Raw genomic sequence first — 22,989 nt, 5'->3', positions numbered from 1 at the left:
TCGCGACCCACCGCAGGTCGTGAGCGGTCCGCCACGCGCCGCCCATCGACCGTTACCCTTGCGCCTCGGACGGGCGATCAGGGGTCGCCCGCCGCGCCCGTACCCGCGTCGTCGCCAGGGGCGGCGACGGCGCCCCATCCCCCGGGGGACCACATGACCCATCCACCGTTCGGTGGCGCGAGCGGATCGCCAGGCGGGCCACCGCCACGGCAGGACCCACCAGACCCGGGCGGTACGACCGCTCCCGGCCTCCCCCCGTCCGGTGTCGGCGGGCCGCCGTCGACGGGGCATCCCGGATACCGGGCGGCGACCCCGGCGCGGCGGCGCGGCCCGCTGGTCGCCTGGCTCGCGCTGGCGGCGGCGGTCGTGCTCTGCGGCGGCGGTGGGACGCTCGCCTTCCTGACCCTGCGCGACTCCGAGGGCGGTGAGGGGGCCAAGGAGCCGACGGTGGCGGTGGACGGCTTCCTCACCGCCGTCTACCAGGAACGCGACGCCGGCAGGGCGGCCAACTTCGTCTGCGCGGAATCGCGCGACCCGCAGAAGATCAACGCGAAGGTGGCCGAGGTGCAGCGGTACGCCACCACCTACATCAACCCGCGGTTCCGCTGGTCCAGCCCGACAGTCGACAGCCAGAACGGTGATCGGGCCACCGTCTCCACCACCCTCACCATGACCACCGCCGACGAGAAGATCGCCGAGCAGCCGCTGCGGTTCACCGTCGTACGGAAGACGGGTTGGTGGGTCTGCGAGGTCGGCTGACCGCGCGGGGTGGATAGGCTCGACCGGTGCGAGCAGCTGAGCGGCCGGCCGACCCGGCCGGTACCGGATGGCCGTCCCGCCTGCACGTGGTGACCGGCAAGGGCGGCACGGGCAAGACGAGCGTGGCGGCGGCGCTGGCACTCGCCCTGGCCACCGGCGGCCACCGCACCCTGCTGGTCGAGGTGGAGGGCCGGCAGGGCATCGCCCAGCTCTTCGGGGTCGAACCCTTCCCGTACGCCGAGCGGCACCTCGTCGACGCCCCCGGCGGCGGCGAGGTGCGCGCCCTCGCGGTGGACGCCGAGGAGGCGTTGCTGGAGTACCTCGACATGTTCTACAAGCTCGGCGCGGCCGGTCGGGCGCTGCGCAAGCTCGGCGCGATCGACTTCGCCACCACCATCGCCCCTGGCCTGCGGGACGTGCTGCTCACCGGCAAGGTCAAGGAGGCCACCACCCGCACCGCCGGCCAGCGCCGGGTGTACGACGCGGTGGTGCTGGACGCCCCGCCGACCGGCCGGATCGGTCGTTTCCTCAACGTCACCGCCGAGACCGCCCGGCTGGCGAAGGTCGGCCCGATCAAGACCCAGAGCGACGGGGTGTCGGCGCTGCTGCGCTCCCCGATGACCGCGGTGCACGTGGTGACGCTGCTGGAGGAGATGCCGGTCCAGGAGACGGTGGACGCGATCGCCGAGCTGACCCAGCTCGGCTTCCCGGTGGGCCGGGTGATCGTCAACGCGGCCCGCCCGCCGTCGACCACCGGCCGGGAGGCCACCCGGGCGGAGCTGCGACGCGGGCTGGCCGCCGCCGGCCTGCCGACCGATCAGGCGACCGTGGCCGGGCTGGCCGGCGAGGCGCGGGACCAGCGGATACGGCGGGAGCTGGAGGATTCGCTGCGGACCGACCTGGTGGAGCTGGGGCGGCCGGTGACCGAGCTGCCGTTGCTGCCCGACGGGGTGGATTCGGTCGGCCTGGCGGCGTTCGCCGAGATCCTCCGTCGGGCGGATTGACGCACACCTCACGTCGGCCCGGGCGCACGGACCCCACCGGCCCGATACGCTCGATTGGTGCCTTCCGAAGACGCGGCGCCCGTGCTGGACGTCGACCAGATCCTCGCCGACCCCGGCGTGCGCATCGTGGTCTGCTGTGGCGCCGGCGGGGTGGGCAAGACGACCACCGCGGCGGCGCTGGCGCTGCGGGCGGCCGAGCGGCACGGCCGGCGCACGGTGGTGCTCACCATCGACCCGGCCCGCCGGCTGGCCCAGTCGCTCGGCCTGACCGAGCTGGACAACACCCCCCGCCGGGTCAAGGGGATCGACGTCGAGGGCGGCGGTGAGCTGCACGCCATGATGCTGGACATGAAGCGCACCTTCGACGACGTGGTGCTCCAGCACACCGACCCGGCGAAGGCGGCGGAGATCTTCGCCAACCCGTTCTACCAGGCCATGAGTTCCACCTTCGCCGGCACGCAGGAGTACATGGCGATGGAGAAGCTCGGCCAGTTGCACGCCCGGGGCGAGTGGGACCTGATCGTGGTGGACACCCCGCCGTCCCGCTCGGCGCTGGACTTCCTCGACGCCCCGGCCCGGCTGTCCCGCTTCCTCGACGGCCGGATGCTGCGGCTGCTGCTCGCCCCGGCCCGCAGCGGGGGGCGGAGCATGTTCAGTTTCGTCACCGCCAGCTTCGGGATGTTCTCCAGGGTGGTGCAGAAGGTGCTCGGGGCGCAGCTGCTGACCGACCTCTCCGGCTTCGTGGCGGCCCTCGACTCGATGTTCGGCGGGTTCCGGCAGCGGGCCGAGCAGACGTACCGCATTCTCCAGGCCAGCGAGACGGCGTTCCTGCTGGTGGCGACACCTGAGCCGGACGCGGTCCGGGAGGCGGCCTACTTCGCCGGGCGGTTGGGCGCGGAACGGATGCCGCTGGCCGGGCTGGTGCTCAACCGGGTGCACCGGCCGGCGGTCGACCTGGACCCGGCGACGAGCCGGGCGGCGGCCGACCGGCTGGTCGAGCTGGGCGGGCACGACGCGACGGTCGACGTGCTGCGGGCGCACGCCGCGCTGGCGCAGCAGGCGGCCCGTGAGCAGCAGGTGGCCCGGCGGTTCACCGAGGCGTTCCCGGCGGTGCCGACGGTGTCGGTGACCGCGCAGCCCGCCGACGTGCACGACGTCGACGGGCTGCGGACGATCGGCGCGGCCATCAGCCACCCCTGACCTGCGGGCCGGTCCACCTGGCCGGGCCCGCACCGGGCGGACCGCAGTCCGGTCGGACCACGGTCGGGCCTCAACCGGCGGTGGTGACCAGGATCTTGTCCTTGCCGCTGCGGTCCTTGGCGTTCTTCTTCATCGCCGCCTCGAACATCTTGCGCCAGCTCGCCACCTGCGGGTGCCGGCGCAGCAGGGCGCGGCGTTCCCGTTCGGTCATGCCGCCCCACACGCCGAACTCGATGCGGTTGTCGAGCGCGTCGGCCAGGCACTCGTACCGCACCGGGCAGCTTCGGCAGATCCGCTTCGCGACGTTCTGCTCGGCACCCTGTACGAACAACGCGTCCGGGTCCCCGTTCTGACACGCCGCCAGCGACGGCCAGTCAGTGATCATCCCCATCTGTACACGTCCCCCCTTGCAGTACCAACCGACTCGTGCGACCAGCCGTCGTTCCCCCCGGTCGTCCGGCCCGTTCCTTCCCCAAGGAGGCACGGACGACGTGTGGCTCTTGTCGCCGCCACCATCATGCTCTGTAGTCGCATGATTACGCAACGTTGTCGGCGAAATCCAACATTACGGACAGTCCCGGCTTCCCGGGCCTTCGATCGCCGCTTACCCCCTCGGAGTACGTGAAAACGCTGCGCGGGCTCCACCGATCGGTGGAGACTCGACGCGGTCACCCGCAACCTCGCAGCGGGGGTCGTGCGTTTAGCACAACGAGGTCGGCGCGCGCAGGAAATGGGGAAAGAACGCCCCGGCGCCCCTCGTTCCCTACTCGCGTACCCTGTCGAGGTGACCTGGATGCGGAAACGTGACCACAATGTCTTCACCAACGCCGCATCGCTACTGATCTGCGGCCTGCTGGCCGGTGTGGTGGTGGCAGCGGCGGCCTTCCCCGCGGTGGCGATGTCCGGCCTGGCGGCCAAGGCCGGCGCCGAGACCTTCGGAGCGCTGCCCAAGGAGCTGACGGTGGCCCGCGCGCCACAGATCAGCTACCTGCTCGCCAACGACGGCAAGACCCCGCTGGCGACCATGTACGACGAGAACCGGCGCGACGTGAAGCTCGCGGACATCTCCCCGTACATGCAGAAGGCGATCATCGCCGCCGAGGACCACGACTTCTACAAGCACAACGGCGTGGACATCAACGGCGTGGCGCGGGCCTTCGTCAACAACCAGTCCGGCACCAACTCGCAGCAGGGTGCGTCCACCCTGACCATGCAGTACGTCCGGCTGGCCATCGCCTACTCGGCCACCCACCCGGCCGACGTGGTCGCCGCGACCGAGGACACCAGCTCCCGCAAGATCCGCGAGATGCGGCTGGCCCTCCAGGTCGACAAGGAGTTCTCGAAGGACGAGATCCTCACCCGCTACCTGAACCTCGCCTCCTTCGGCAACGGCGCGTACGGCATCTTCGCCGCCAGCCAGGTGTACTTCGGCAAGTCCCCCAAGAACCTCAAGATCGAGGAGGCGGCGCTGCTGGCCGGCATGGTCAAGGCGCCGACCACCAACGATCCGACCACCCGCAGCGGCTACCCGCTCGCGCTCGACCGGCGTAACTACGTCATCGACAACATGGTCAAGACGAAGGCCATCACCCAGCAGGAGGCCGACGCCGCCAAGGCGACCAAGCTGGTGGTGAAGGACAAGCGCACCCCGAACGGCTGCGTCGCCACCAACCAGAAGGACTGGGGCTTCTTCTGCGACTACTTCTACCGCTGGTGGCTCTCGCAGGAGACCTTCGGCTCCACCACGTACGACCGGGAGCGGCGGCTCAAGAGCGGTGGCTACACCATCACCACCACGCTCGACGTGCAGGCGCAGAACGGTGCCGACCGGGCCGTCCGCCGCAACCTCGGGGTGAACAGCAAGGCCGCCCGGATGGTCGCCGCGATCGAGCCGGGCACCGGTCGGGTACGCGCGCTGTCGGTCAACCGGAACTTCAAGATCGATGACCCGAAGAAGCCGCAGAACAAGCTCTCCAGCGACCCCAAGAAGGCCAAGAAGAAGATCCGCGGCAACTACCCCAACACGGTGAACCCGCTGCTCAGCGGCGGCCAGGGCATCACCGGCTACCAGGCCGGCTCGACGTTCAAGATGTTCACCATGGTGGCCGCGCTGGAGAAGGGCATCCCGCTCGCCTACCAGATCAACTCGCCGCCGGTCTTCAAGTCGGAGTACATCGTCGAGCAGAACTCGCCCGCCGCCTGCCCGGGGACGCACTTCTACTGCCCCAAGAACGCCTCGGCGAGCATGGCCGGCGTGCACAACATGTGGACCGCCTTCGGCAGCTCGGTCAACACCTACTTCGTCCCGCTGGAGCAGCAGGTCGGCGCGGAGAACGTGATCAAGGCGGCGCAGAAGCTCGGCATCACCTTCCGCAGCAGCGACGACGCCCGCCGGGCCACCAAGGAGGGCGGCGCCAACCAGTGGGGCGCGTTCACCCTGGGTGTCTCCCAGACCACCCCGCTGGAGCTGGCCAACGCCTACGCCACCCTGGCGGCCGACGGGAAGTACTGCGAGCCGATCCCGGTGCAGCAGATCAAGGACCCGGAGGGCAACAAGCTCGACGTCGCCAACCCGCGTTGTGAGCAGCGGATCTCGACCGAGGTGGCCCGGGCCGCCGTGGACGCGGCCCGCTGCCCGGTCGGTGACCGGTCGTCGGTCTCCAAGTGCTCCGGGGCGACCGCCCGCAACGTCCGGGGCATCGTCGGCAAGCCGGTGGCCGGCAAGTCCGGCACCACCGACAGCGAGAAGACCTCCTCGCTGGTGGTGATGACCAAGCAGTTCGCGGTGGCCGGCATCATGGCCGACCCGGACTGGGCGCAGACCAACCAGCAGATGGGTCACGACACGCCGACCGGCATCAACCCGGCGGTCTACCAGACTCTGCGGGACGCCATGAAGGGCAAGCCCGGCATCGAGTTCACCCCACCCAATGGCAAGATCATCAACGGTGACCAGCGTTCCATCCCGAACGTGAAGTGCCAGTCGGTGGACGGTGCCCGGGGCAAGCTCAAGGAGGCCGGCTTCTCCGTCGTCGTCTCCGACAACAAGATCGCCTCGGAGTGCCCGGCCGGCACCGTCGCCGGCACCAGCCCCAACGGCCGCACCATCAAGGGCGGCGTGGTCACCATCGAGGTGAGCAGCGGTGGCGGCAGCACCCCGAACCAGGGCGGCAACACGCCAGGCGGGCCCGGCGGGCCGGGGGGCCGACCACCAGGCAACAACTGACCCGTACCGACGACGACGGGCGGGCACCCCACACGGGGTGCCCGCCCGTCGCGTGTCCGACGTACCGGTGGGCGGACCGACCAGCGCGGCGTGGGTCAGAGGCCGAGCTGTCGGCGTACCTCGGCGGCGACGCGACCACCCTCGGCCCGGCCGGCCACCGCGGCCTGGGCCGCCTTCATCGCCGGGCCCATCTGGGACTTCTCGGTGAAGCCGCCCGCGGCCAGCGCCCCCGACACCAGCTCCGTCAGCTCCTGCTCCGAGAGCTGCTTGGGCAGGTAGCGGTCCAGCACCGCACCCTCGGCGGTCTCCTTGTCGGCCTGCTCGGCACGGCCGGCGTCGGCGAACGCGGCAGCCGCCTCCCGGCGCTTCTTTGCCTCCTTGGTCAGCACCGCGAGCACCTCGTCGTCGGAGAGCTCGCGCTTGGCCTTGCCGGCGACCTCGGCGTTACCGACGGCGGCCAGCGCCATCCGCAACGTGGAGGTGGTCAGCTCGTCGCGCGCCTTGAGGGCGGCGCGCATGTCTGCGGTCAGGCGGTCCTTCAGCGTGCTCATGGACGGTCAAACTACCCTGGTCGGCATGCGAAAGCGCACACTATTCGGCCTCGCCGCCGGGACCGTCGCCGCCGGGGCGGCCACCCTGGCGTACGCGTCCCTCGTCGAACGCAACATGTTCACCCTGCGCCGGTACGACGTGCCGGTGCTGCCGGCCGACGCCGAGCCGCTGCGCGTGCTGCACCTGTCGGACCTGCACATGATGCCCGACCAGCGGCGCAAGCAGCAGTGGGTGGCGTCGCTGGCCGCCCTCGACCCGGACCTGGTGGTGGTCACCGGGGACAACATGGCCCACCCCGACGCGGTGCCCGGGGTGCTGCGCGCCCTGCAACCCCTGCTCGACTATCCGGGCGCGTTCGTCTTCGGCTCCAACGACTACACCGGGCCGGTCTGGAAGAACCCGTTCACCTACTTCCTGCCGAACCGCGAGTACACCGAGGGCGCCGCCCTGCCGTACGAGGAACTGCGGGACGTCCTCACCGGGGCCGGCTGGGCGGACCTCAACAACGCGCGTACCTCGCTCAAGGCCGGTGGCCGCCTCGTCGAGCTGGTCGGCGTGGACGACCCGCACATCGGGCAGGACGACTACCCGGCCGTCGCCGGCCCGGTCACCCCCGCCGCCGACCTGTCCATCGCGCTCGCCCACGCCCCGGAACCGGCCCTGCTCGACCAGATGGCCGCCGACGGCTTCGGCCTGCTGCTGGCCGGGCACACCCACGGCGGTCAGGTCTGCGTACCCGGCTACGGCGCGCTAGTGACCAACTGCGGGCTGCCCAGGGCGATGGCGAAGGGCCTGCACCGCTGGCCCGGCTCCGACTCCTGGCTGCACGTCTCGGCGGGCCTCGGCACCCACCCCACCGCCCCGGTCCGCTTCGCCTGCCCACCCGAGGCCAGCATCCTCACCCTCACCCCCCGCTGACCCCTGCTCTGCCGCCCCCACCGCTCCACCGCTACGCCTTCTCGCCCACTCCATGATCAGATTGCCGAAATGCAGACGACACGCCGTCAACACTGCGCGAAATCGCAATCTGATCATGCAGCGGGTGGGGTGCCCCGGTCGGCAGCAGCGCGGAACCGGGCGACGGAGGGCCATCAGAGACACCCCCGGCCCCGAGCGGCCGGAGCCGGGGGGTACCGAGTTTGATCGGCGGAGCGGGTGGGCTACTATTTCACCGCACGCCTCGGGGTGTGGCGCAGCTTGGTAGCGCGCTTCGTTCGGGACGAAGAGGTCGTCGGTTCGAATCCGGCCACCCCGACAGAGGTCAGAGGGCACATCCGATCCATGGATGTGCCCTCTAGTGCTTCTGTACAGCAGTGGAGTACAGCAGCAGTCAGCGCAGGCTCTCGCCCAGGCGCTTGAGGGCGTCGCGGGTGGCGTCCGAGGACGCCTGCGAATAGATCTCCATCGTGACGGACACCTCGGCGTGCCGGAGCACCTGCATGATGACGCGCGGGTGCACGTCCAGGTCGACGAGCAGGGTGGCGCAGGTACGCCGGGCGTCGTGCACGGTGATCCTCCGAACTCCGGCGCGGGCGCAGCGGGCGTCCCAGGACCGGTTGAAGTTGCGCGGCTCGACGGGCGTTCCGTAGCGGGTGGTGAACAACAGCGGCGAGCCCTGCCAGGCGATGCCCGCCTCGTCGCGGTCGGCCTTCCTCGCCTGCTGGCGGAGGTCGAGTGCCGCCGCGCAGATGTCCGGCAGCGGGAGGGTGGCGTCCGAGGTCTGCGTCTTGGTCTCCCGGTGCAGCAGTTGGCCGCCGACCCGCTGCAACTGCCAGCCGATCGACAACTCCCCCGCCGCCAGGTCCACGGCGTCCCCGGTGAGGCCGAGCACCTCACCCTTGCGCAGGCCGAGGACCAGGATCAGCACGTACGCGGCGTAGAGCGGATCGCGGTCGGCCCGCGCGGACTCCAGGAAGCGACGCGCCTCGTCGCTGGTCCACGCCCGGCCCCGGCGGCGGCGGACCGGTGGGAGCTTGACCAGGGCGGCGGCGTTACGGGTGACCAGTTCCTCGGTGGCGGCGTGGTTGAGCGCCGAGCGCAGCACACCCCGGACGTCCTTGACCGTGCGGGCGGACGGCACGTCACCGCAGCAGCGGCCGAGCGCGCAGCAGCGCCGCCTGAGTTCCGGGCGGCGGGCGTCCTTGCCCTGGGCGCAGCACTGGCAGGCGCGGGCCACCTCGTTGATCCAGGTCTGCACGTCGCGCACCTGGAGCCGGTCGAGCCGCTTCCCACCGAGGCCGGGGATCACGTACAACCGGAGGATCGTCTCGTAGGTGGCGCAGGTCAGCGGCGCGAGGTTGGGGCGCACGACCTCCCGGTGCCAGTAGGTCAGGTAGTCGCCGAGGGTCGGCACGCGGGTGGCGACCGGCCCGGCCTTGGCCTGCTGGTGCAGCTTGATCCACTTGTCGTGGACGACCTCCCGGGTCGGGCCGTAGACATACTTGCGGGTCCGCTTGCCGTCGGGCTTGGTGACCCAGACGTACGCGGCGAAGCCGTTGCGGTACGGGAAGATCGAGCCTTCGCCGTTGGCGCGGGTGCGGGCGGGCATCAGGCGGCCTCCTGCCGCTGGACCTGCTCGCGGACGTACTCGTCGACCCACTCGGGCAGGACGCGCCGGTACTTGCCGTCCTTGATGGAGCGCAGCTCGCCGGTGGCGATCTTCATCTTGACCTTGGACAGGCCGAAGCCGAGCAGCACGGCGACCTCGGCCGGCGAATACCAGCGCGGGGTGAGGGGTCGGGTCACGCCGCCACCCCCGACCACGCCTGGTGGGCGATTTCCTCCCGACCGACGCGTTGGCGTTCCCGACGTTGGGCGGCGGCAGTGTTGGCGAGCAGGGCGTCGCCGTCGGTCAGCCAGCCGGAACCGACGAAGGCCAACGTGCCGACGGTGACCGTGCCGGCGGCGTTGTCGCTGTCGGCGGTGTCGGTGTGCTCGGTGCGGCGGTAGGCGGCGCGGGAGTCGCGGAGCAGGCCGAAGGTGACCGAGTAGCGGCGGGCCTTGGTGAGGAAGTGGCCGCCGTAGCCGAGCATGTGCGCCCAGCGGCGCAGCCCGGCGTAGGGGTTCGGTGTGGTGTCAAGGTCGCCTTGACGGTCTTCTGTCTTCCCGGCTGTCCGGGTGGTGTGGTGGTGGATGGGGCGGCCGAGTCGCCAGCAGGCGTCGATGAGCCGGGCGAGGTGGTCGCCTTCCGGGTCGGCGTAGGCGTCGGGGGTGAGTCGGGTGGAGCGGTGGCCGGTGACCTCGGTGGACTTGGTGGCGTACTTGGCGAGGTAGGCGGCCACCTTGGCGTCGGTCACGTCGCCGTCGCTGGTGCCGATGCGGCGTACGTCGATCTGCTCACCCCAGGCGATCGGCCAGCCCTGCGGGCGGTCGGGGTGCGGCGTGGTGGTGACGGTGATCTGTCGGGTGGCGGCGTGGACGGCGGCGTCGAGGTCGTCGACGGTGATCCCGGCCGGCGGCGGCACCAGGGCGTGCCGGTCGTGCGGGTCGACGCCGTCGAGGCGCAGCAGGACGTGGAAGTGCACCGCGCCCCGGCGCTGCATCTCGGCGACCTTCCCGTGGGACACCCGCACCGGAGGCACCCGCCGGATTCGGCCAGAGTCGGTGACGACCTGGACGTGGGGGATGCCGCGTCGGCGGCACACTGCGGCGAGATGGCGTTCGATCGCCTGTTTCGTGCGCCGCCACAGCTCGCCCGAGAAGTGGTTCCAGACGGCCTGGTGGTCGTGGTCGTAGCAGTCCAGGCAGAGCGGTCGACCGAGCTGCGGATCGTCGGCGTCATGGCGGGTGAAGCAGGCTGCGGGCCGCCCGTGCGGGCAGGTGCCGGCGGTGCTCCGGGCGCGGCAGGGTGCCGGGCGGCAGTCGCAACGCCGCCGGGTGGCGCAGGTGTGTCGGGGGATGTGCCGGTGGTGCACCGGGCCGAAGGATGGCGCGGTGAAGGTGGCGAAGACGACCGGATGTGCGCTGACGGTGGCGGGGACGGTCTTGCCGCCGGTCAGGCCGGAGCGGACGACCTGGAAGGCGTCACCGGCGTAGACCCAGGCGCAGTCGGGGCACTGGGCGGCACGGCGGTTGCCGCACGCCTTGTAGAGCGTCCGGTCGGGCATCTCGTCGGTGTGCCGCTCGGCCAGGACCCGGCCGGTGTCGGGTTCTACGGCGGTGAGGGTGCCGGTCAGGCGGATCGGGCGGGTGCAGCCTCCGGCGGCGCGGGTGTGCTCCAGCCAGCCGAAGTAGTCCGGGGCGGCGGCGCGGTGCAGGGCCTGGGCGTCACGGCCGGCGGTGAGGGTGGACACGGTTCTCTCCTCAAGGGGTGGCAGGGGACGGGCGACGAACTGCCACCGGACGCCGGAGCGGTGTCCGTCGGTGGTGTTCGTGGTGTCTCCTGGCACCGCCGGAAAGGGCGGCTCACGCCGGAGGGCGGGGGTTGGCCATCGGCCTTGGACCGCCGTTGAGCTGGGTTTCTGGATCTTGGGTGATGCCGGGACGGGTGGGGTGCCTGGTCGTCGGCCTCCGGTGGGTTGCCGCAGGCGATCCCCACCCGTCGAGGTGCGCGAATCCGAGGGCCATCGTGGACGGCGCGAAGGCCGTGCTGGGCCGCTCAGCGGATTTCGGGTCGGCGCAGTGGCTGGGGCGATCGAGGGCCGGCGGGACGTGACCCGCGTCAGCGGCAGGAAGGCCGCTCGGCAACTCCGAAGTCGAGTTCAGCGATCCGGCGGGAAGGCCGCGCTGGTGTGCTCGACGAGGGCCAGAGTAGCACCGGGTACCGACACGTCAACCCGCCGTGAATCCCGCGTCGAAGGCGCTCGAACCGGATGCCGCCCTGTCTGGTCCCACCCCATGCTTGACGGTTCGGTCCCAGGACATGCTTGACGTTCGGCCTAGTTGCCCTGTTCCGCCTTCCTCCGGTTGGGCAACTCCTCAAGGAAGAACGTCACGTCTTCCAGAGCGGAGAAGACCCGGCCGTCGAGGTCCGTCCGCTCGGCAAGCTCGCGGACGAGCACGACTGACGCGGGCTCCAAATACCCGAAGCGTCGGGCGAGGTGACCCAGGCAAAGCGACGCCGTGGCGACGAGCCATAGGTCAGCGCAATCCTGCGCGATCCGGTAGCACCATCGCTCGACGAACAGGCGGTCGTCGTCGTGGAGCGCCAACCCCACCAACACCGAATTCGGCGAAACCGCTTGGTCCCTGCCATCAAGAGCAGCAGTAAGCACCTCATCCGCCAGACCGTGTGACACCAGCGGCGGATCCTCGTAGATGTTCACCCCGGGAGGCTACGACAGCAGGGCTGCCAGGGCTGCCAGCCCGCGTGGGAGGACTTTCTGTACATCTATCAAGGCGGCCCTTGACGGGCCGCACGCGCCGCCGCCTGGGCGCGCGTCCGTCGCTCCGCTGGCGCTCCGACTCCGGCCACGCAACACGCCCGGCGGGCTGGCTCGGAGGGCGGGTAGCCCGGTGGGCCGCCGGATGACGACAGGCCGTTTCCGGTGGGGTTGTGGGGCCGGCAGCCGGCCGGGCCGCGCGGCGAGCACCGCGCGGCGTAGGGGAGCGCACGCCGGGTCCGTCGGCGGCTGCCGGGTCGGTGGCGGGGTTGCGGTTACTGCGCCTCCGGCGGGGGCGCTCCGGCTCCGGGATGGCCGGGGGTCCGTCGGCGGCTTGCGGTCCGTGAGTGGTGGCGGTGGGGAGCCATTCCGTCTGCCGTCGACCCGGGCGAGCCGAGCAGACCACCGCCCGACCCGCCAGCGTCCGGACGAGCCGTCAAGGCCGTCTTGACATGGCGGGCCGGGCGGCGGCCCGCTCCCACAGGAGTGCGGGTCGACGGCAGACGGGATGGTCGCGGTGGTGAAGGCGTATCGGGGCGTCAGCGGGTCTGCCAAGATGCCCAGCGTGAGCCAACTCCCCGAGGACGTGCGGTCGGCCTGTCGGTACTTCGCGTTCTATATCGCCGACGGCACCCTCGATGTCGAGCTTCTCGACGGTATCGACTACAGGTCAGCCCTCGTGCAGTTCGGGTCGCCACTCGAGCAAGCTTTCGCGATCTTCACAAACGTGCTCGACGTGCAGCCTGACGGCAGCGTTACCAACGCAGGAGAAGCCATGTACCGGGCAGCTCAATATGTGCGCCGGTACTGCGACCCGAACTACATCATCGATCCGCCATTCGAAGATTGGGAAACCGAACTGGTGTAGAAGGAAACGCAAGTATCAGGGTGTGTCTAACCAGGTGACTACCGAGGTGAAGGCTGAGGGACAACCACGGATGGTCGGGGGTCGTTCGCGCAGCTCGTAGGCTCATCAAACAGCAGGTCAGGCGACGGTGATCATTCCTTCACACGGAAGGGGGCGGCCAGCCTGACGGGTGGAGCGTACGAGCCCTTACTACCGATGTCGCTTGTCCTCAACGTGAACGACGTGTAGTTCGTGGCCGTCAGTGTCCCGCTTGCGGCGCCCGTACAAGCCGACGGCCACACCGCTACTGTCTGAGACCTCGTCCGCGCCTACGTAGGTCAGCACATCCGGGTGGTGGCCGTAGACCAACCATCCTGGACCGGGATCCAGGATCACCGTACTGAAGTCGCCGGCAGGTGAGCCTGCGTAGACGGGCCCAAACTCGCGAAGGATGTCCACGGCCTGGGCGGCGAGTTCCGCAGTGGGTCCGGGGTCCGGTAGCACGACACACGTGCCGTGGGCAAATGCTACCCATGACTTGCTGTCCCCTCGGATGATGCGACGCCAGGTTGCGGCAAGATCGTGCTCCGTCATGACGGTGATGATGCATGAGTCAATTTGCCAGCGCTACCCGTCGGAACGTGCCCGATCCGGGCCCGATGCAGGGGTCAATACAGGGCAGCGCCGGCACCTGAGCTGACCGCTGCCCGACGCTCGGTAGCGGTATCCCTGGTGACGCAGTCACCCATTGTGCAGATCAACACGATTCCCAAGCTGATGGTGCCGCGCGTGGCGTCTCAGCGTGGTTGCGCCTGCCAGTGATCGAGATGCCGCCGGAACCACGCTACCGCCGCAGCGGCATCGGTTATTGGGTCAACAGAACCGAGCCGCAGCCCGTCGGGACCCGCAGTGTCGACCATGGCCTCGTCGGCTCGCACGCCGTCGTCCCAGTTGAGACAGGAAGGGCTCCAGCCTCCACGCAGGCACTTGCCGTCGTAGTCAAGCCGTAGGGTCTGGTAGATCTGGTTGCCCTGGACAAAGTCGTACGACGCGGTCATCCACAAGGTGCCGCCATCGTCCTGGTGGTACCAGTCCTGGACATCCGGTATGTGCCTGGCGAGTTCCCCGAAGAAGGTGCTCTCATCGGCCGTTGGTTCTGTGTCCCGCACAGCTTTAAGTCTCGCAGATCCCACCGCGCACCGTTCGCAGCCTTCGGCTGTGAGGGACTAACTGACGTGCACCAGACCGGACATCGGTGGACGGCGGCGGACCGACGGGCCAACTTAGAGCACGACATTCGGCAGGTCAACGCCGCCTCAATGTTGCCTGGGGGGGGCAAGTGGTAGGACGGAGATAGCGGGCAGGATGCTCGTGTGGCATTGATCAATCCAGCGGGCTGGTACGAGGCCAGGAAAGCGGCCGCCTGTTCCGCATTGCCTGAGGTCATGGGGAGACATCCTTTGGGTACCGTGGCAAACGGTGTGGTGGTCGCCGAGGCTGTGTTCGGGGTTTTCGTCGAACTCGATGAGGTGCCGGATGCCATGGCCTTATTCGACATTGCAACGTGGCCACATGGCCGCCCGTTGCCGGCGATCGGTACCCGACTTCGCGGCAGGGTGGTGGGCCACCGACCCGGACATGACGACCATCCGGGGCAACTGCGGCTGGCGTGGCTTGATCAAGGTTCGTTGGCCGCTCCCATAGCTGGTGGTCACCCGAGCTATCAACGAACAGATCAAGCTCTGTTGCTGTCGACAGCAACAGAGCCGGACGACGGGGGCCAGTGGCGGAGGGCTGCGGATCAGAGCCCGACGTCAGAGACGTGCGCGGACGTTACCGGACGTAGCGCCCAGAACTTGTAAGCGAGATGTCGCCGGCTCGATCCCGGCCGAGGGCTCCGACACCGAGAGTGCTGTGGTTTAGCCGCTGGTCAGCCGCCATGCCGTATAGACGAACGCGATGAGCGCCGCAGCTGCCAGCGCGAGCCGGAACAGCGAAAGAGTTCCCCTCAACTCGCTGTTCAGCGGCTCCACCGTGCCGGGGAGTTCCGGTAGCGATGACGGTCGGAATACCAGGGCACCGACACGCCCTTCGGGCACTGGGATGGAATTACGGACTCGTCGCCCCGGACTTCCGTTACGACGCGGCACCCAGGCCACGACATCGACGGCGCCGGCCGGGACCGCGACATCGTACGGATCCCACCCAGGCAACCGATACTCGATGCCCTCGACGGCGACGACCGGCGCGGCGTCGTGGGTAGAGGCGTCTTCGTCGAGCCACCACTCGGGCTTTACCGGAATGACTCGTAGCACGCCCTGCCTTGGTGTAATCGGGACCGTGCCGGGCGCTGCCTCCTTCACCTTCAGGTCGCGGACCGCTTCGGGGGTGAGCATTCTGTTGGGTACGAAGAACAGCTTCGCGGTCAGGTTCGGCCCCAGCCCGGCCACTAGCAGAAGCAGCGTGACGATCAGCGCACCGCCACCCGCGAAATAGAATCCGATCACGGCCACCAGTCGGCCGAGATACCCGTGGTAACGAACGTGCTCGGCAAGCACAAAGAGGCCGACCGTCGCCCCGCCGAACGCGACGGCGGCGGCAAGCATGCCGATGGCGGAACTGGCGGGAGTTTTCAGATAGCGCCGGACGGCGTCCATGCCGCCGACCCTAGCCGTGGTCAGCAACGCGCCCCGCGAACAACCGACCAGCCACCAGGACACCGACGACCACGGCGAGCCTAAAGGCAGCGATCAGGCAGCATAATCTCCTGATCTGGACGGGTACGGGCCAGCAGAGAACGCCTAGCGTCAGTTGCTCGACCGCACTGGTTGGCGACCTTCGGCACAAGCTGACGAGCTGTGTCCGGCCCGCCCCAGCGGGGGTCAGACTGGCTTGCGTGCCGCTCTCTCCACTTCTTGCAGCACCAGTCCGAGGGTTTGCGAGCGGCGGTCTGCTGGCAGCGTCGCCCAGGCTCGTCGGGCATACGCAAGTCCCCCGGAACGGTCCCCGGACTTGGCCATCATGAGGGCTCGGTGCAGCTCGATGTGGGTGGCGAACCGGGTCAACGCTGGCGGCCGGAGCCGGTCGGCGTCGGTCTGGGCCTGCTCGCCGGGACCGACCATGCCGAGTCGGGCGTAGAGCATCGACCGGAAGGTGGCCATGCGCCAGGCGGGCACGGCGGCGTCGGAGATCTCCCCGTCTGGAGAGGCGGTCTGGTCGAAGATCCGTCGTGCGTCCTCGTCGGCCGTGATGGCTCCGCCGATGTCGCCTCGTCCGGCGGCGACGTGTGCGCGGGCCATCAGCGCCTGGAGGCGTCCCAGCGACGGACGGTCGGACAGGGCGATGGCCTCGTCGGCGTACCGCTTGGCGACGGGTAGGGCCGCGCCTTCGTAGGCCAGGGCGATGGCGGCCCTGCCACGTACCCAGACCCGGACGGCGAGGTCGCCGGAGCGATCGGCGGCGATCCGGGCGGTGTCGTACCAGCCGATCGCCTCGGTCGGGTCCTTGGTGGTCTTGCCGTAGGTGGTGAGTGCGCGGGCGGTGGTCGCCCACATCGTCGGGGAGTCGAGCTGCTGTTGCAGGACGACGAGGTCACTGGCAAGCCTGTTCTGAAGGCTGTCCGCGCCGATCTCCATGTAGTCGCGACCGTACTGCTCGACCCGGTCGCGCCAGCGGTCTTCACTGTCCCGTCGGCCGGCGAGGGCTGCGGTGAAGCCGGATCGGATCAGCTCGTTGGCGGCGATCGGGCCGATGGTGGCGGCTTGGAGAAGGTGCCTGCGTCTCACGTCCGGGTCTCCCAACGCCCGCGCGTAGGCGAGCACGATGTCCGGCGTCGCGGTCCGGCGTCCCGACTCGACGTTGCTCAGGTGCGAAGCCGAATAGCTGGTACGGGCCGCGATGGAGGCCAGCGTCACGCCTGCCTCAGTACGAGCCTGCCTCAGTTGTGCGCCGAGGTCATCCATCGGAGCCCCCGTGAAAGGTCCTGAAAGCATCGAGCCACTTCCGAGCGTAGTCGTGGGATCACAAGAGTAGACACCAGACGTGGTCAGCGCGGCCGGTGCGACGACCGGGCTTGGTCACGTCGCTAGCCGGGCGCGGCGGCGTCGGTCCCCCCGAGAGCAGTGTCGCCGCGCCCCCTCTAACGGTGGAGGCGGGAATGAGCGGCGACGTTCCGGACCAGTCCAGGGGCGAGCAGATCCAGCAGGCGGAACGGGAAGCGGCTCGGCAGCGGATCCTCGCGCAGGCCGAGGCGGACCGGATACCGGCCGAGGAGACGGATCGGGCATTGCCGGATCGCCGGTGGCGTCGTGGACAGCGTTGACCTGTTGCCGGTCGGTCGTCGGGTGGCGTACTGGCGGGGACGGCGGAAGCTCTCCCAGCAGGTGTTGGCCGATCGGCTGGGTAAGTCGAAGAGTTGGGTGGACAAGGTCGAGCGGGGTGTCCGGTCGCTGGACAAGGTGTCGACGCTCCAGGACATCGCCGCCGTCCTGCGGATCGAACCGGGGGTGTTGCTCGGCCGGCACGCAGAGCCGGCCGGGGTGACCGAACGCGCCGAGGGTGTGGAACGGATCCGCGCGGCCCTGACGACGTACGAGATCGCTTTGGCGCGCCCGAACGTCCGCCGACCTGTACTGACAGCCGAGAGGCTGACGCGGGAGACCGCGCACGTGTGGACGGCCTTCCAGCACGCCCGCTACCCACAGGTGATCGACCTGGTACCGGAGCTGGTGGCCGACGCGCAGCGCACCCACGCCCACGATCCCCGTGCGGGGCGGCTGCCGCTGGTGGAGGCGTACCGGGTGACGGCGTCGCTGCTGGTGAAGCTCGGTGTCTTCGACGTGGCGTGGTTGGCGGTCGACCGGGCGATGACCGTCGCCACCGGTGACCGGGTGTTGGTGGCGGCCGCTGCGGTGCAGCTCGGTCAGGTGTTGCGCGGCTCGGGACGGGCGCGGGTGGCGAAGTCGGTGATGCTGACCGCCGCGTACCGGATCGCCCCACCCGTGATCGAGTGCGGCCCCCCGGCCGAGCTGTCTCTGTGCGGGACCCTGCTGGTACAGGCCGCCTTGGCCGCTGCCTGCGCCGGGGACGACGGCACCGCCGTCGAGCTGGTCGACGAGGCTGCGGAGATGGCGGCGCAGGTAGGAGACGGTCACGACCATCACCGGACCGGGTTCGGGCCAACGGCGGTGGAGCTGGCCCGGATCACCGCAGCCGTGGAGTTGGGCGACGCGGAGGCGGCCGTGGCCTGGCACGAGAAGGTGACCGTGCGGGATGGCTGGCGGTGGCTGCCCGCCGAACACCGTGCCGCGTACCTGATCGACGTTGCCCGCGCCTACCTCCAGGTCGACGACCCGGTCAATGCCGGCCGGGTCCTGATGGAGGCCCACCGGACCGCACCGGCCGAGATTCGCCACCGACCAGCCGGCCGGGACATCCTCGCCCAGGTCGCCCGCGACCCCGACGCCCCGGCAACGGTCACCCAACTCGTCGACATGCTCGGAACGGGTTGAACGGTGACCGGTCCTCACCTGTCCCTGGCGCAGATCCGCAACCGGCTGATCCTCACCGCCCGTGCCGTCCTCCGCGATCACCAGCCCGGACCCGACGGCCGCTGTCCGGTCTGCCGGACCGCAGGCTGCCCGGTGGCGACCGCCGCCCGCAACGTCCTGCGCTCGGCGGAAGAAGTACAGCAGCGAAGTACAGCAACCGAGCCGACCACACCCGACCCGGACGAACCCCAGCAGGCCGGATGACCTCGGATGACACCCGATCCGACCGGCGTGCCGGCAGTTCGGGACGAAGAGGTCGTCGGTTCGAATCCGGCCACCCCGACCGAGGAGATCGGGCCAGGTGAGACACCGTCTCACCTGGCCCGATACTGCATAGCTGACACTCAGAATCATCAACCGGGCGCGTCCGTGGTACCGCCACAGGCCGACCACCCGAACGGGGCAGCACCGATCACCCACGAGCCGATATGACTGTCAGGCATAAATATGCCTGAGGGGCATGGAGCCCTCACCCGAAGACCGTCCCTCCGGGTCGACCACGACGCGCCAGCGTGGGGCGGGGAGTAGGAGACGAGCGCGGCGGTCCTAGAGTCGGTGGCCGGGAGACCGGGAAGGAGCCCGATGTCGATCCCCGATCCGGTCGTGCTCGCCCTGCCGTTCCGGGGCACCTGGCTGGTGCGCAACAGCCCCGCCCGGCGGGTGCCCAGCCACGGCACCGACCTCTTCGCCACCACGTACGCGATGGATTTCGTGGCGGTGCGGGGGCGACGGACGGCGACCGTCCGGGACTGGCGGACGGTGCTGTCGACCGAGCCGCCGCAGCGGTTCCTCGCCTTCGGACGGCCGATCCTCGCCCCCGCCGCCGGCCGGGTGGTGGCGGTACACGACGGGGAGGCCGACCACGAGGCCCGCCGGTCGCCGACGACGCTGCTGTCCTACGCGCTGACCCAGGCGGCCCGGGTCCGCCGGGGCGCGGGCGCCGTCGCCGGCAACCACGTGATCGTCGAGCCGGCCGGGCACCGAGGGTACGTCCTGCTCGCCCACCTGCGCGCCGGTTCGGTCCGGGTGGCGGTGGGCGACGAGGTCGACGTCGGGCAGGAGCTGGCCGGCTGCGGCAATTCGGGGAACTCCACCCAGCCGCACCTGCACATACAGGTGATGGACGCCGCCGACCCGTACGCCGCCCGGGGTGTGCCGATGGCCTTCCGGCACTACCGGTCGTGGCGGCGGCCGGGTGACCCGCCGGTCGAGGTCGACCGGGGCGTCCCGGGTGAGGCGGCGGTGGTCGAGCCGGGGCGGTGATCCCGCGCGGTGGCGTCCGCCGCCGGGCGCGGCGCGACGACCCGGTTTTCCTGGCAAGGTGTACGTCATGCCCGCGCTGCGCCGCCCCCGGATGTCCGACTGGACGATCGTGGTACCCGTCCTGGCGGTGCTGCTGCTGCTCGTCACCTGGAACCGGAAACTGCCGGGCCTGGCGGTGGCGGTGGTGGCCCTCCTGCTGGCCGGGGCGGTGCTGGCGGCCGTGCACCACGCCGAGGTGGTCGCCCACAAGGTCGGTGAGCCGTACGGGTCGCTGGTGCTCGCGGTGGCGGTCACCGTCATCGAGGTCGCCCTGATCGTCACCCTGATGATCAGTGGCGGCGACAAGACCCAGGCGTTGGCCCGGGACACCGTCTTCGCCGCCGTGATGATCACCTGTAACGGCATCCTCGGGCTCTCGCTGCTACTCGGCGCGCTCCGGCGGCGGGTGGCCGTGTTCAACCCGGAGGGCACCGGTGGGGCGCTGGCCACCGTGGCGACCCTCGCCACCCTGAGCCTGGTGGTGCCGACGTTCACCACCAGCAAGACCGGCCCCGAGTTCTCCCCCGCCCAGCTCGCCTTCGCCGCCGTGGCGTCGCTGGCGCTCTACGGGCTGTTCGTGATGGTGCAGACCGGCCGGCACCGGGACTACTTCCTGCCGGTGACCAGCGACGGCAGCGTGCCCGACGCCGACGGCGACGGGCACGCCGACCCGCCGTCGACGCGTACCGCGGTGACGAGTCTGGTGCTGCTCCTGGTCGCCCTCGTCGCCGTGGTGGGTGACGCGAAGACCGTCTCGCCGACCATCGAGGCCGGGGTCGCGGCGGCGAACCTGCCGCAGTCCTTCGTCGGGGTGGTCATCGCGCTGCTCGTGCTGCTGCCGGAGACCCTGGCCGCCGCCCGCGCCGCCCGCCGGGACCGGGTGCAGATCAGCCTCAACCTGGCGCTCGGCTCGGCGATGGCGAGCATCGGCCTGACCATCCCGGCGATCGCGCTCGCCTCGATCTGGCTGGACGGGCCGCTGCTGCTCGGCCTCGGCGGCACCCAGCTGACCCTGCTGGCGTTGACCGTCGTCACCGGGGTGCTGACGGTGGTGCCGGGCCGGGCCACCGTCCTGCAGGGTGGGGTGCACCTGGTGCTGCTCGCCGCGTTCGTCTTCCTCGCCGCCAGCCCCTGACCCGCCGCCGATCCCGCACCGGCCACCGCCGAACGAAGGCCACACAACCCGGCCGGCACCGGCCGAAAGGTGGTTGCCGGTGTCGCACCGCGACGGTTTGATGCCAGTAACTGTCCCGGGCGGGTGCCCGGACGGCACACGGGGAGGACGATCCACTGTGCTCACATTCCGGCCACGTCGTGGCCTCACCGGCGCGCTCGCGTTGACGCTCGGCGTCACCGGGCTCGCCGTCGCCACCACCGCCGGTGTCGCGTCGGCGGCACCGCACTCCGACAGCCCACCATCCGTGCAGGTCGGCTGGGTCGACTCGGCCACGCCGAAGACGGCCTACCAGGCCGACGGGGACACCAACCTGCCGCTCGGCACCCGGGTCGACGCCGCCGGCAAGACCCATACCGCCCGCGTCTACGCCACCTTCGACCTGTCCCGGTACGAGGGGAAGAAGATCTACGACGGCAAGGTCTTCGTCCAGGAGCACAGTGCCGCCGACTGCACCAAACGGGCCGTCGAGATCTGGCGTACGAAGCCGGTGGGTGCCACTCCCACCTGGAACAAGCAGCCCGAACCCCTGGTCAAGCTGGACGAGGAGGGGAGCTCGACGTACTGCCCCCGGTCCCTCGCCTTCGACGTCGGCGCGGCGGTGCAGGACGCGGTGGCCCACAAGCAGCGCCGGGTCACCTTCGAGATCCGGGTACCGGAGGAGCACGAGGCCGACCCGTCGTACGGCCGGGAGCTGTACTGGTACAAGAACGTACAGCTCAGCGTCAGCTACAACTCGCTGCCGAAGGTCGACAGCGAACACCTCTACAACGGTGGTTTCCTCTGCACCCAGCTGAAGCCGTACCCCCGGATCGGCGGGTTCGCCGGCCTGCTCCAGGCCCGGGGCACCGACGCCGACGAGTGGGACTCCCCCCGGACGGATTTCGCGATCTGGCCGACCGGCCAACCGGAGCAGCGCACCGAGTTCAGCTCGGACCGTGGCACGTTCGGGCGGGTCGCCAGCGGCACCGTGCCCGACGGTGCCCTGGTCGACGGGAAGTCGTACGGCTGGCAGGCCCGCGTCGGTGACGGCACGGACACCTCCGCCTGGTCGAAGAAGTGCTTCTTCACCTACGACGGCACCGCCCCGACCGCCCCGGCGGTCAGCTCGTCGAACTACCCGGCCGACGACACCGGGCAGCGGGCCCCGGCCGGCGAACCGGCGGTCTTCACCTTCTCCGGCATGGGCGACAAGGACGTGGCCGGCTTCCAGTACTCCTGGAATGGTCTCGGCGCGGCCGGCGTCTGCGAATACAGCGGCGAGTACGGGCAACTGGTCTGCAAGGACCCGTTCAGCAACCCGGGCACCGTCCGGGCGGCCACGCCCGGCGGCTCGGCGACGATCACCCTCAACCCGATCGGTTCCGGGCCGCAGCGGCTGACGGTCCGCTCGATCGACGCGGCCGGGAACGTCTCCGCCGAGACCGTCTACCGCACCTTCGTGCCGTCGTCCACCCCCGAGATCCGGGTGGAGAGCGGGACGCCGCAGTGGGGCCAGGAGGTGCTGTTGAAGTTCGTCCCGGCCAGCGGGGTCACCGGTGTGCAGGAGTACGAGATCGTGCTCGACAACGCCCAGCCGGAGACCCGGCAGGCGGAGGAGGACGGCACCGCGTACTTCAGCTTCGTCGCGAACAACCCCGACGGGCACACCGTGCGGGTGCGCAGCCACAGCGGGAACGGGTTCGTCTCACCCGAGGCGACCTGGCAGGCGTACTTCCTGCCGTGGCCGGGGGTGCGGTCCGACGTCTACCCCGACAGCGGCGAACCGTCAGGCGGTGTGGGGGTCGCCGGCACCTTCACCTTCTCCCCGCCGCCCGGCTGGACCGACACCGCCGCCTACCGGTACTCGTTCGGCGGCGACGGTGGGCCGACCGAGGTGGCCGCCGACTCCGCCGGCCGGGCGACGGTGACCTGGACGCCGGAGACCGCCGGCTGGGTCACCCTGACCGTGTACGCGGTCCGGGCCGACGGCACGGTCCACGACTACGCGAACTGGTACTCGTTCCAGGTGGCCGCCACCTCCTGACCGGCGGGGCCGCGACGGCGGGGAGGCCA

General features: G+C 70.3%; 21 protein-coding genes and 1 tRNA gene. 13 read left to right on the top strand and 9 right to left on the bottom strand.

Translation table 11 applies throughout. The annotated features are described in order from the left end of the window. Positions 1-153 precede the first annotated feature (153 nt). From ACN260_RS00610 to ACN260_RS00600, 3 genes are read left to right on the top strand one after another with little or no spacing between them, the layout of a single operon-like run. Entirely contained in the window at positions 154-759 is a 606-nt protein-coding gene (locus tag ACN260_RS00610; RefSeq protein WP_422754274.1) for a hypothetical protein, read from the top strand. Between the two features lie 26 nt (positions 760-785). After that, positions 786-1,763, top strand: a complete 978-nt coding sequence (locus ACN260_RS00605) for an ArsA-related P-loop ATPase (RefSeq protein WP_422754273.1) — start codon at positions 786-788, stop codon at positions 1,761-1,763. A gap of 54 nt (positions 1,764-1,817) precedes the next feature. Next, the gene (locus ACN260_RS00600) at positions 1,818-2,963 is read left to right on the top strand and encodes an ArsA family ATPase (RefSeq protein WP_422754272.1); all 1,146 of its coding nucleotides are present in this window, start codon (positions 1,818-1,820) and stop codon (positions 2,961-2,963) included. Between the two features lie 70 nt (positions 2,964-3,033). On the opposite strand, the gene ACN260_RS00595 is transcribed toward ACN260_RS00600, so the two are convergent. Then, positions 3,034-3,354: a WhiB family transcriptional regulator gene (locus ACN260_RS00595; RefSeq protein ID WP_145922143.1), complete on the bottom strand. Its 321-nt coding sequence runs from the start codon at positions 3,352-3,354 to the stop codon at positions 3,034-3,036. A gap of 402 nt (positions 3,355-3,756) precedes the next feature. Here ACN260_RS00595 and ACN260_RS00590 point away from each other — a divergent pair, with 402 nt between their 5' ends. Then, entirely contained in the window at positions 3,757-6,189 is a 2,433-nt protein-coding gene (locus ACN260_RS00590; RefSeq protein ID WP_422754271.1) for a penicillin-binding protein, read from the top strand. 95 nt (positions 6,190-6,284) lie between these two features. On the opposite strand, the gene ACN260_RS00585 is transcribed toward ACN260_RS00590, so the two are convergent. After that, positions 6,285-6,740, bottom strand: a complete 456-nt coding sequence (locus ACN260_RS00585; protein WP_088643824.1) for a GatB/YqeY domain-containing protein — start codon at positions 6,738-6,740, stop codon at positions 6,285-6,287. A gap of 25 nt (positions 6,741-6,765) precedes the next feature. Between ACN260_RS00585 and ACN260_RS00580 the strand changes: the two genes are divergently transcribed. Next, positions 6,766-7,659 (top strand): metallophosphoesterase, encoded by an 894-nt coding sequence (locus tag ACN260_RS00580; protein ID WP_422754270.1) that lies wholly within the window; start codon positions 6,766-6,768, stop codon positions 7,657-7,659. Positions 7,660-7,922: 263 nt separating this feature from the next. Then, positions 7,923-7,996 (top strand) — tRNA-Pro (locus tag ACN260_RS00575). Positions 7,997-8,071: 75 nt separating this feature from the next. Here the strand turns inward: ACN260_RS00575 and ACN260_RS00570 are convergent. The 4 genes from ACN260_RS00570 to ACN260_RS00555 all read right to left on the bottom strand — a co-directional run bounded on the left by ACN260_RS00570 (position 8,072) and on the right by ACN260_RS00555 (position 12,005). Continuing rightward, the gene (locus ACN260_RS00570; RefSeq protein WP_422754269.1) at positions 8,072-9,289 is read right to left on the bottom strand and encodes a tyrosine-type recombinase/integrase; all 1,218 of its coding nucleotides are present in this window, start codon (positions 9,287-9,289) and stop codon (positions 8,072-8,074) included. Continuing rightward, complete coding sequence (locus ACN260_RS00565) at positions 9,289-9,486, bottom strand: excisionase family DNA-binding protein (protein WP_204927039.1); 198 nt, start codon at positions 9,484-9,486, stop codon at positions 9,289-9,291. Before ACN260_RS00565 ends, ACN260_RS00570 begins: the two co-directional genes overlap by 1 nt. Further along, positions 9,483-11,033, bottom strand: a complete 1,551-nt coding sequence (locus tag ACN260_RS00560; protein WP_422754268.1) for a replication initiator — start codon at positions 11,031-11,033, stop codon at positions 9,483-9,485. The genes ACN260_RS00565 and ACN260_RS00560 overlap by 4 nt, the downstream gene beginning before the upstream one ends. A 585-nt stretch (positions 11,034-11,618) precedes the next feature. Continuing rightward, positions 11,619-12,005, bottom strand: a complete 387-nt coding sequence (locus ACN260_RS00555) for a hypothetical protein (RefSeq protein ID WP_421489914.1) — start codon at positions 12,003-12,005, stop codon at positions 11,619-11,621. Between the two features lie 622 nt (positions 12,006-12,627). Here ACN260_RS00555 and ACN260_RS00550 point away from each other — a divergent pair. After that, positions 12,628-12,930, top strand: coding sequence for a DUF7677 family protein (locus ACN260_RS00550; RefSeq protein WP_422754267.1), 303 nt, complete (start codon positions 12,628-12,630; stop codon positions 12,928-12,930). 776 nt (positions 12,931-13,706) lie between these two features. On the opposite strand, the gene ACN260_RS00545 is transcribed toward ACN260_RS00550, so the two are convergent. The 3 genes from ACN260_RS00545 to ACN260_RS00535 form a co-directional block, all read right to left on the bottom strand. Beyond that, positions 13,707-14,078: a hypothetical protein gene (locus ACN260_RS00545; RefSeq protein WP_421489912.1), complete on the bottom strand. Its 372-nt coding sequence runs from the start codon at positions 14,076-14,078 to the stop codon at positions 13,707-13,709. Between the two features lie 750 nt (positions 14,079-14,828). Beyond that, on the bottom strand, positions 14,829-15,566 hold the full coding sequence (locus tag ACN260_RS00540) for a hypothetical protein (protein WP_421489911.1): 738 nt from the start codon (positions 15,564-15,566) through the stop codon (positions 14,829-14,831). A 225-nt stretch (positions 15,567-15,791) separates the two neighbouring features. Next, the gene (locus ACN260_RS00535; protein ID WP_421489910.1) at positions 15,792-16,871 is read right to left on the bottom strand and encodes a helix-turn-helix domain-containing protein; all 1,080 of its coding nucleotides are present in this window, start codon (positions 16,869-16,871) and stop codon (positions 15,792-15,794) included. A 194-nt stretch (positions 16,872-17,065) separates the two neighbouring features. Between ACN260_RS00535 and ACN260_RS00530 the strand changes: the two genes are divergently transcribed. The 6 genes from ACN260_RS00530 to ACN260_RS00505 all read left to right on the top strand — a co-directional run bounded on the left by ACN260_RS00530 (position 17,066) and on the right by ACN260_RS00505 (position 22,960). Beyond that, positions 17,066-17,230, top strand: a complete 165-nt coding sequence (locus ACN260_RS00530) for a hypothetical protein (RefSeq protein ID WP_421489909.1) — start codon at positions 17,066-17,068, stop codon at positions 17,228-17,230. Continuing rightward, positions 17,217-18,419 carry a helix-turn-helix domain-containing protein gene (locus tag ACN260_RS00525; protein ID WP_422754266.1) on the top strand — a complete coding sequence of 401 codons (1,203 nt, stop codon included), beginning with the start codon at positions 17,217-17,219 and terminating at the stop codon, positions 18,417-18,419. Before ACN260_RS00530 ends, ACN260_RS00525 begins: the two co-directional genes overlap by 14 nt. 3 nt (positions 18,420-18,422) lie before the next feature. After that, positions 18,423-18,662 carry a hypothetical protein gene (locus tag ACN260_RS00520; protein ID WP_421489907.1) on the top strand — a complete coding sequence of 80 codons (240 nt, stop codon included), beginning with the start codon at positions 18,423-18,425 and terminating at the stop codon, positions 18,660-18,662. A gap of 378 nt (positions 18,663-19,040) precedes the next feature. Next, complete coding sequence (locus ACN260_RS00515; RefSeq protein WP_422754265.1) at positions 19,041-19,721, top strand: M23 family metallopeptidase; 681 nt, start codon at positions 19,041-19,043, stop codon at positions 19,719-19,721. Between the two features lie 67 nt (positions 19,722-19,788). Beyond that, entirely contained in the window at positions 19,789-20,895 is a 1,107-nt protein-coding gene (locus tag ACN260_RS00510; RefSeq protein ID WP_422754264.1) for a calcium:proton antiporter, read from the top strand. Between the two features lie 157 nt (positions 20,896-21,052). Beyond that, entirely contained in the window at positions 21,053-22,960 is a 1,908-nt protein-coding gene (locus ACN260_RS00505; protein WP_422754263.1) for a hypothetical protein, read from the top strand. Positions 22,961-22,989 lie beyond the last annotated feature (29 nt).

It is taken from the genome of Micromonospora sp. WMMD708, assembly GCF_049315245.1.
Classification (GTDB): domain Bacteria; phylum Actinomycetota; class Actinomycetes; order Mycobacteriales; family Micromonosporaceae; genus Micromonospora; species Micromonospora wenchangensis.
This window is presented reverse-complemented; position numbering and strand designations above follow the sequence as displayed.

Coding starts and splice junctions, on each gene's coding strand:
- ACN260_RS00595 (WP_145922143.1), bottom strand. CDS start 3,354: ATGGGGATGATCACTGACTGGCCGTCGCTGGCGGCGTGTCAGAACGGG.
- ACN260_RS00515 (WP_422754265.1), top strand. CDS start 19,041: ATGTCGATCCCCGATCCGGTCGTGCTCGCCCTGCCGTTCCGGGGCACC.
- ACN260_RS00580 (WP_422754270.1), top strand. CDS start 6,766: ATGCGAAAGCGCACACTATTCGGCCTCGCCGCCGGGACCGTCGCCGCC.
- ACN260_RS00610 (WP_422754274.1), top strand. CDS start 154: ATGACCCATCCACCGTTCGGTGGCGCGAGCGGATCGCCAGGCGGGCCA.
- ACN260_RS00540 (WP_421489911.1), bottom strand. CDS start 15,566: ATGGACGCCGTCCGGCGCTATCTGAAAACTCCCGCCAGTTCCGCCATC.
- ACN260_RS00590 (WP_422754271.1), top strand. CDS start 3,757: ATGCGGAAACGTGACCACAATGTCTTCACCAACGCCGCATCGCTACTG.
- ACN260_RS00570 (WP_422754269.1), bottom strand. CDS start 9,289: ATGCCCGCCCGCACCCGCGCCAACGGCGAAGGCTCGATCTTCCCGTAC.
- ACN260_RS00530 (WP_421489909.1), top strand. CDS start 17,066: ATGAGCGGCGACGTTCCGGACCAGTCCAGGGGCGAGCAGATCCAGCAG.
- ACN260_RS00585 (WP_088643824.1), bottom strand. CDS start 6,740: ATGAGCACGCTGAAGGACCGCCTGACCGCAGACATGCGCGCCGCCCTC.
- ACN260_RS00535 (WP_421489910.1), bottom strand. CDS start 16,871: ATGGATGACCTCGGCGCACAACTGAGGCAGGCTCGTACTGAGGCAGGC.
- ACN260_RS00510 (WP_422754264.1), top strand. CDS start 19,789: ATGCCCGCGCTGCGCCGCCCCCGGATGTCCGACTGGACGATCGTGGTA.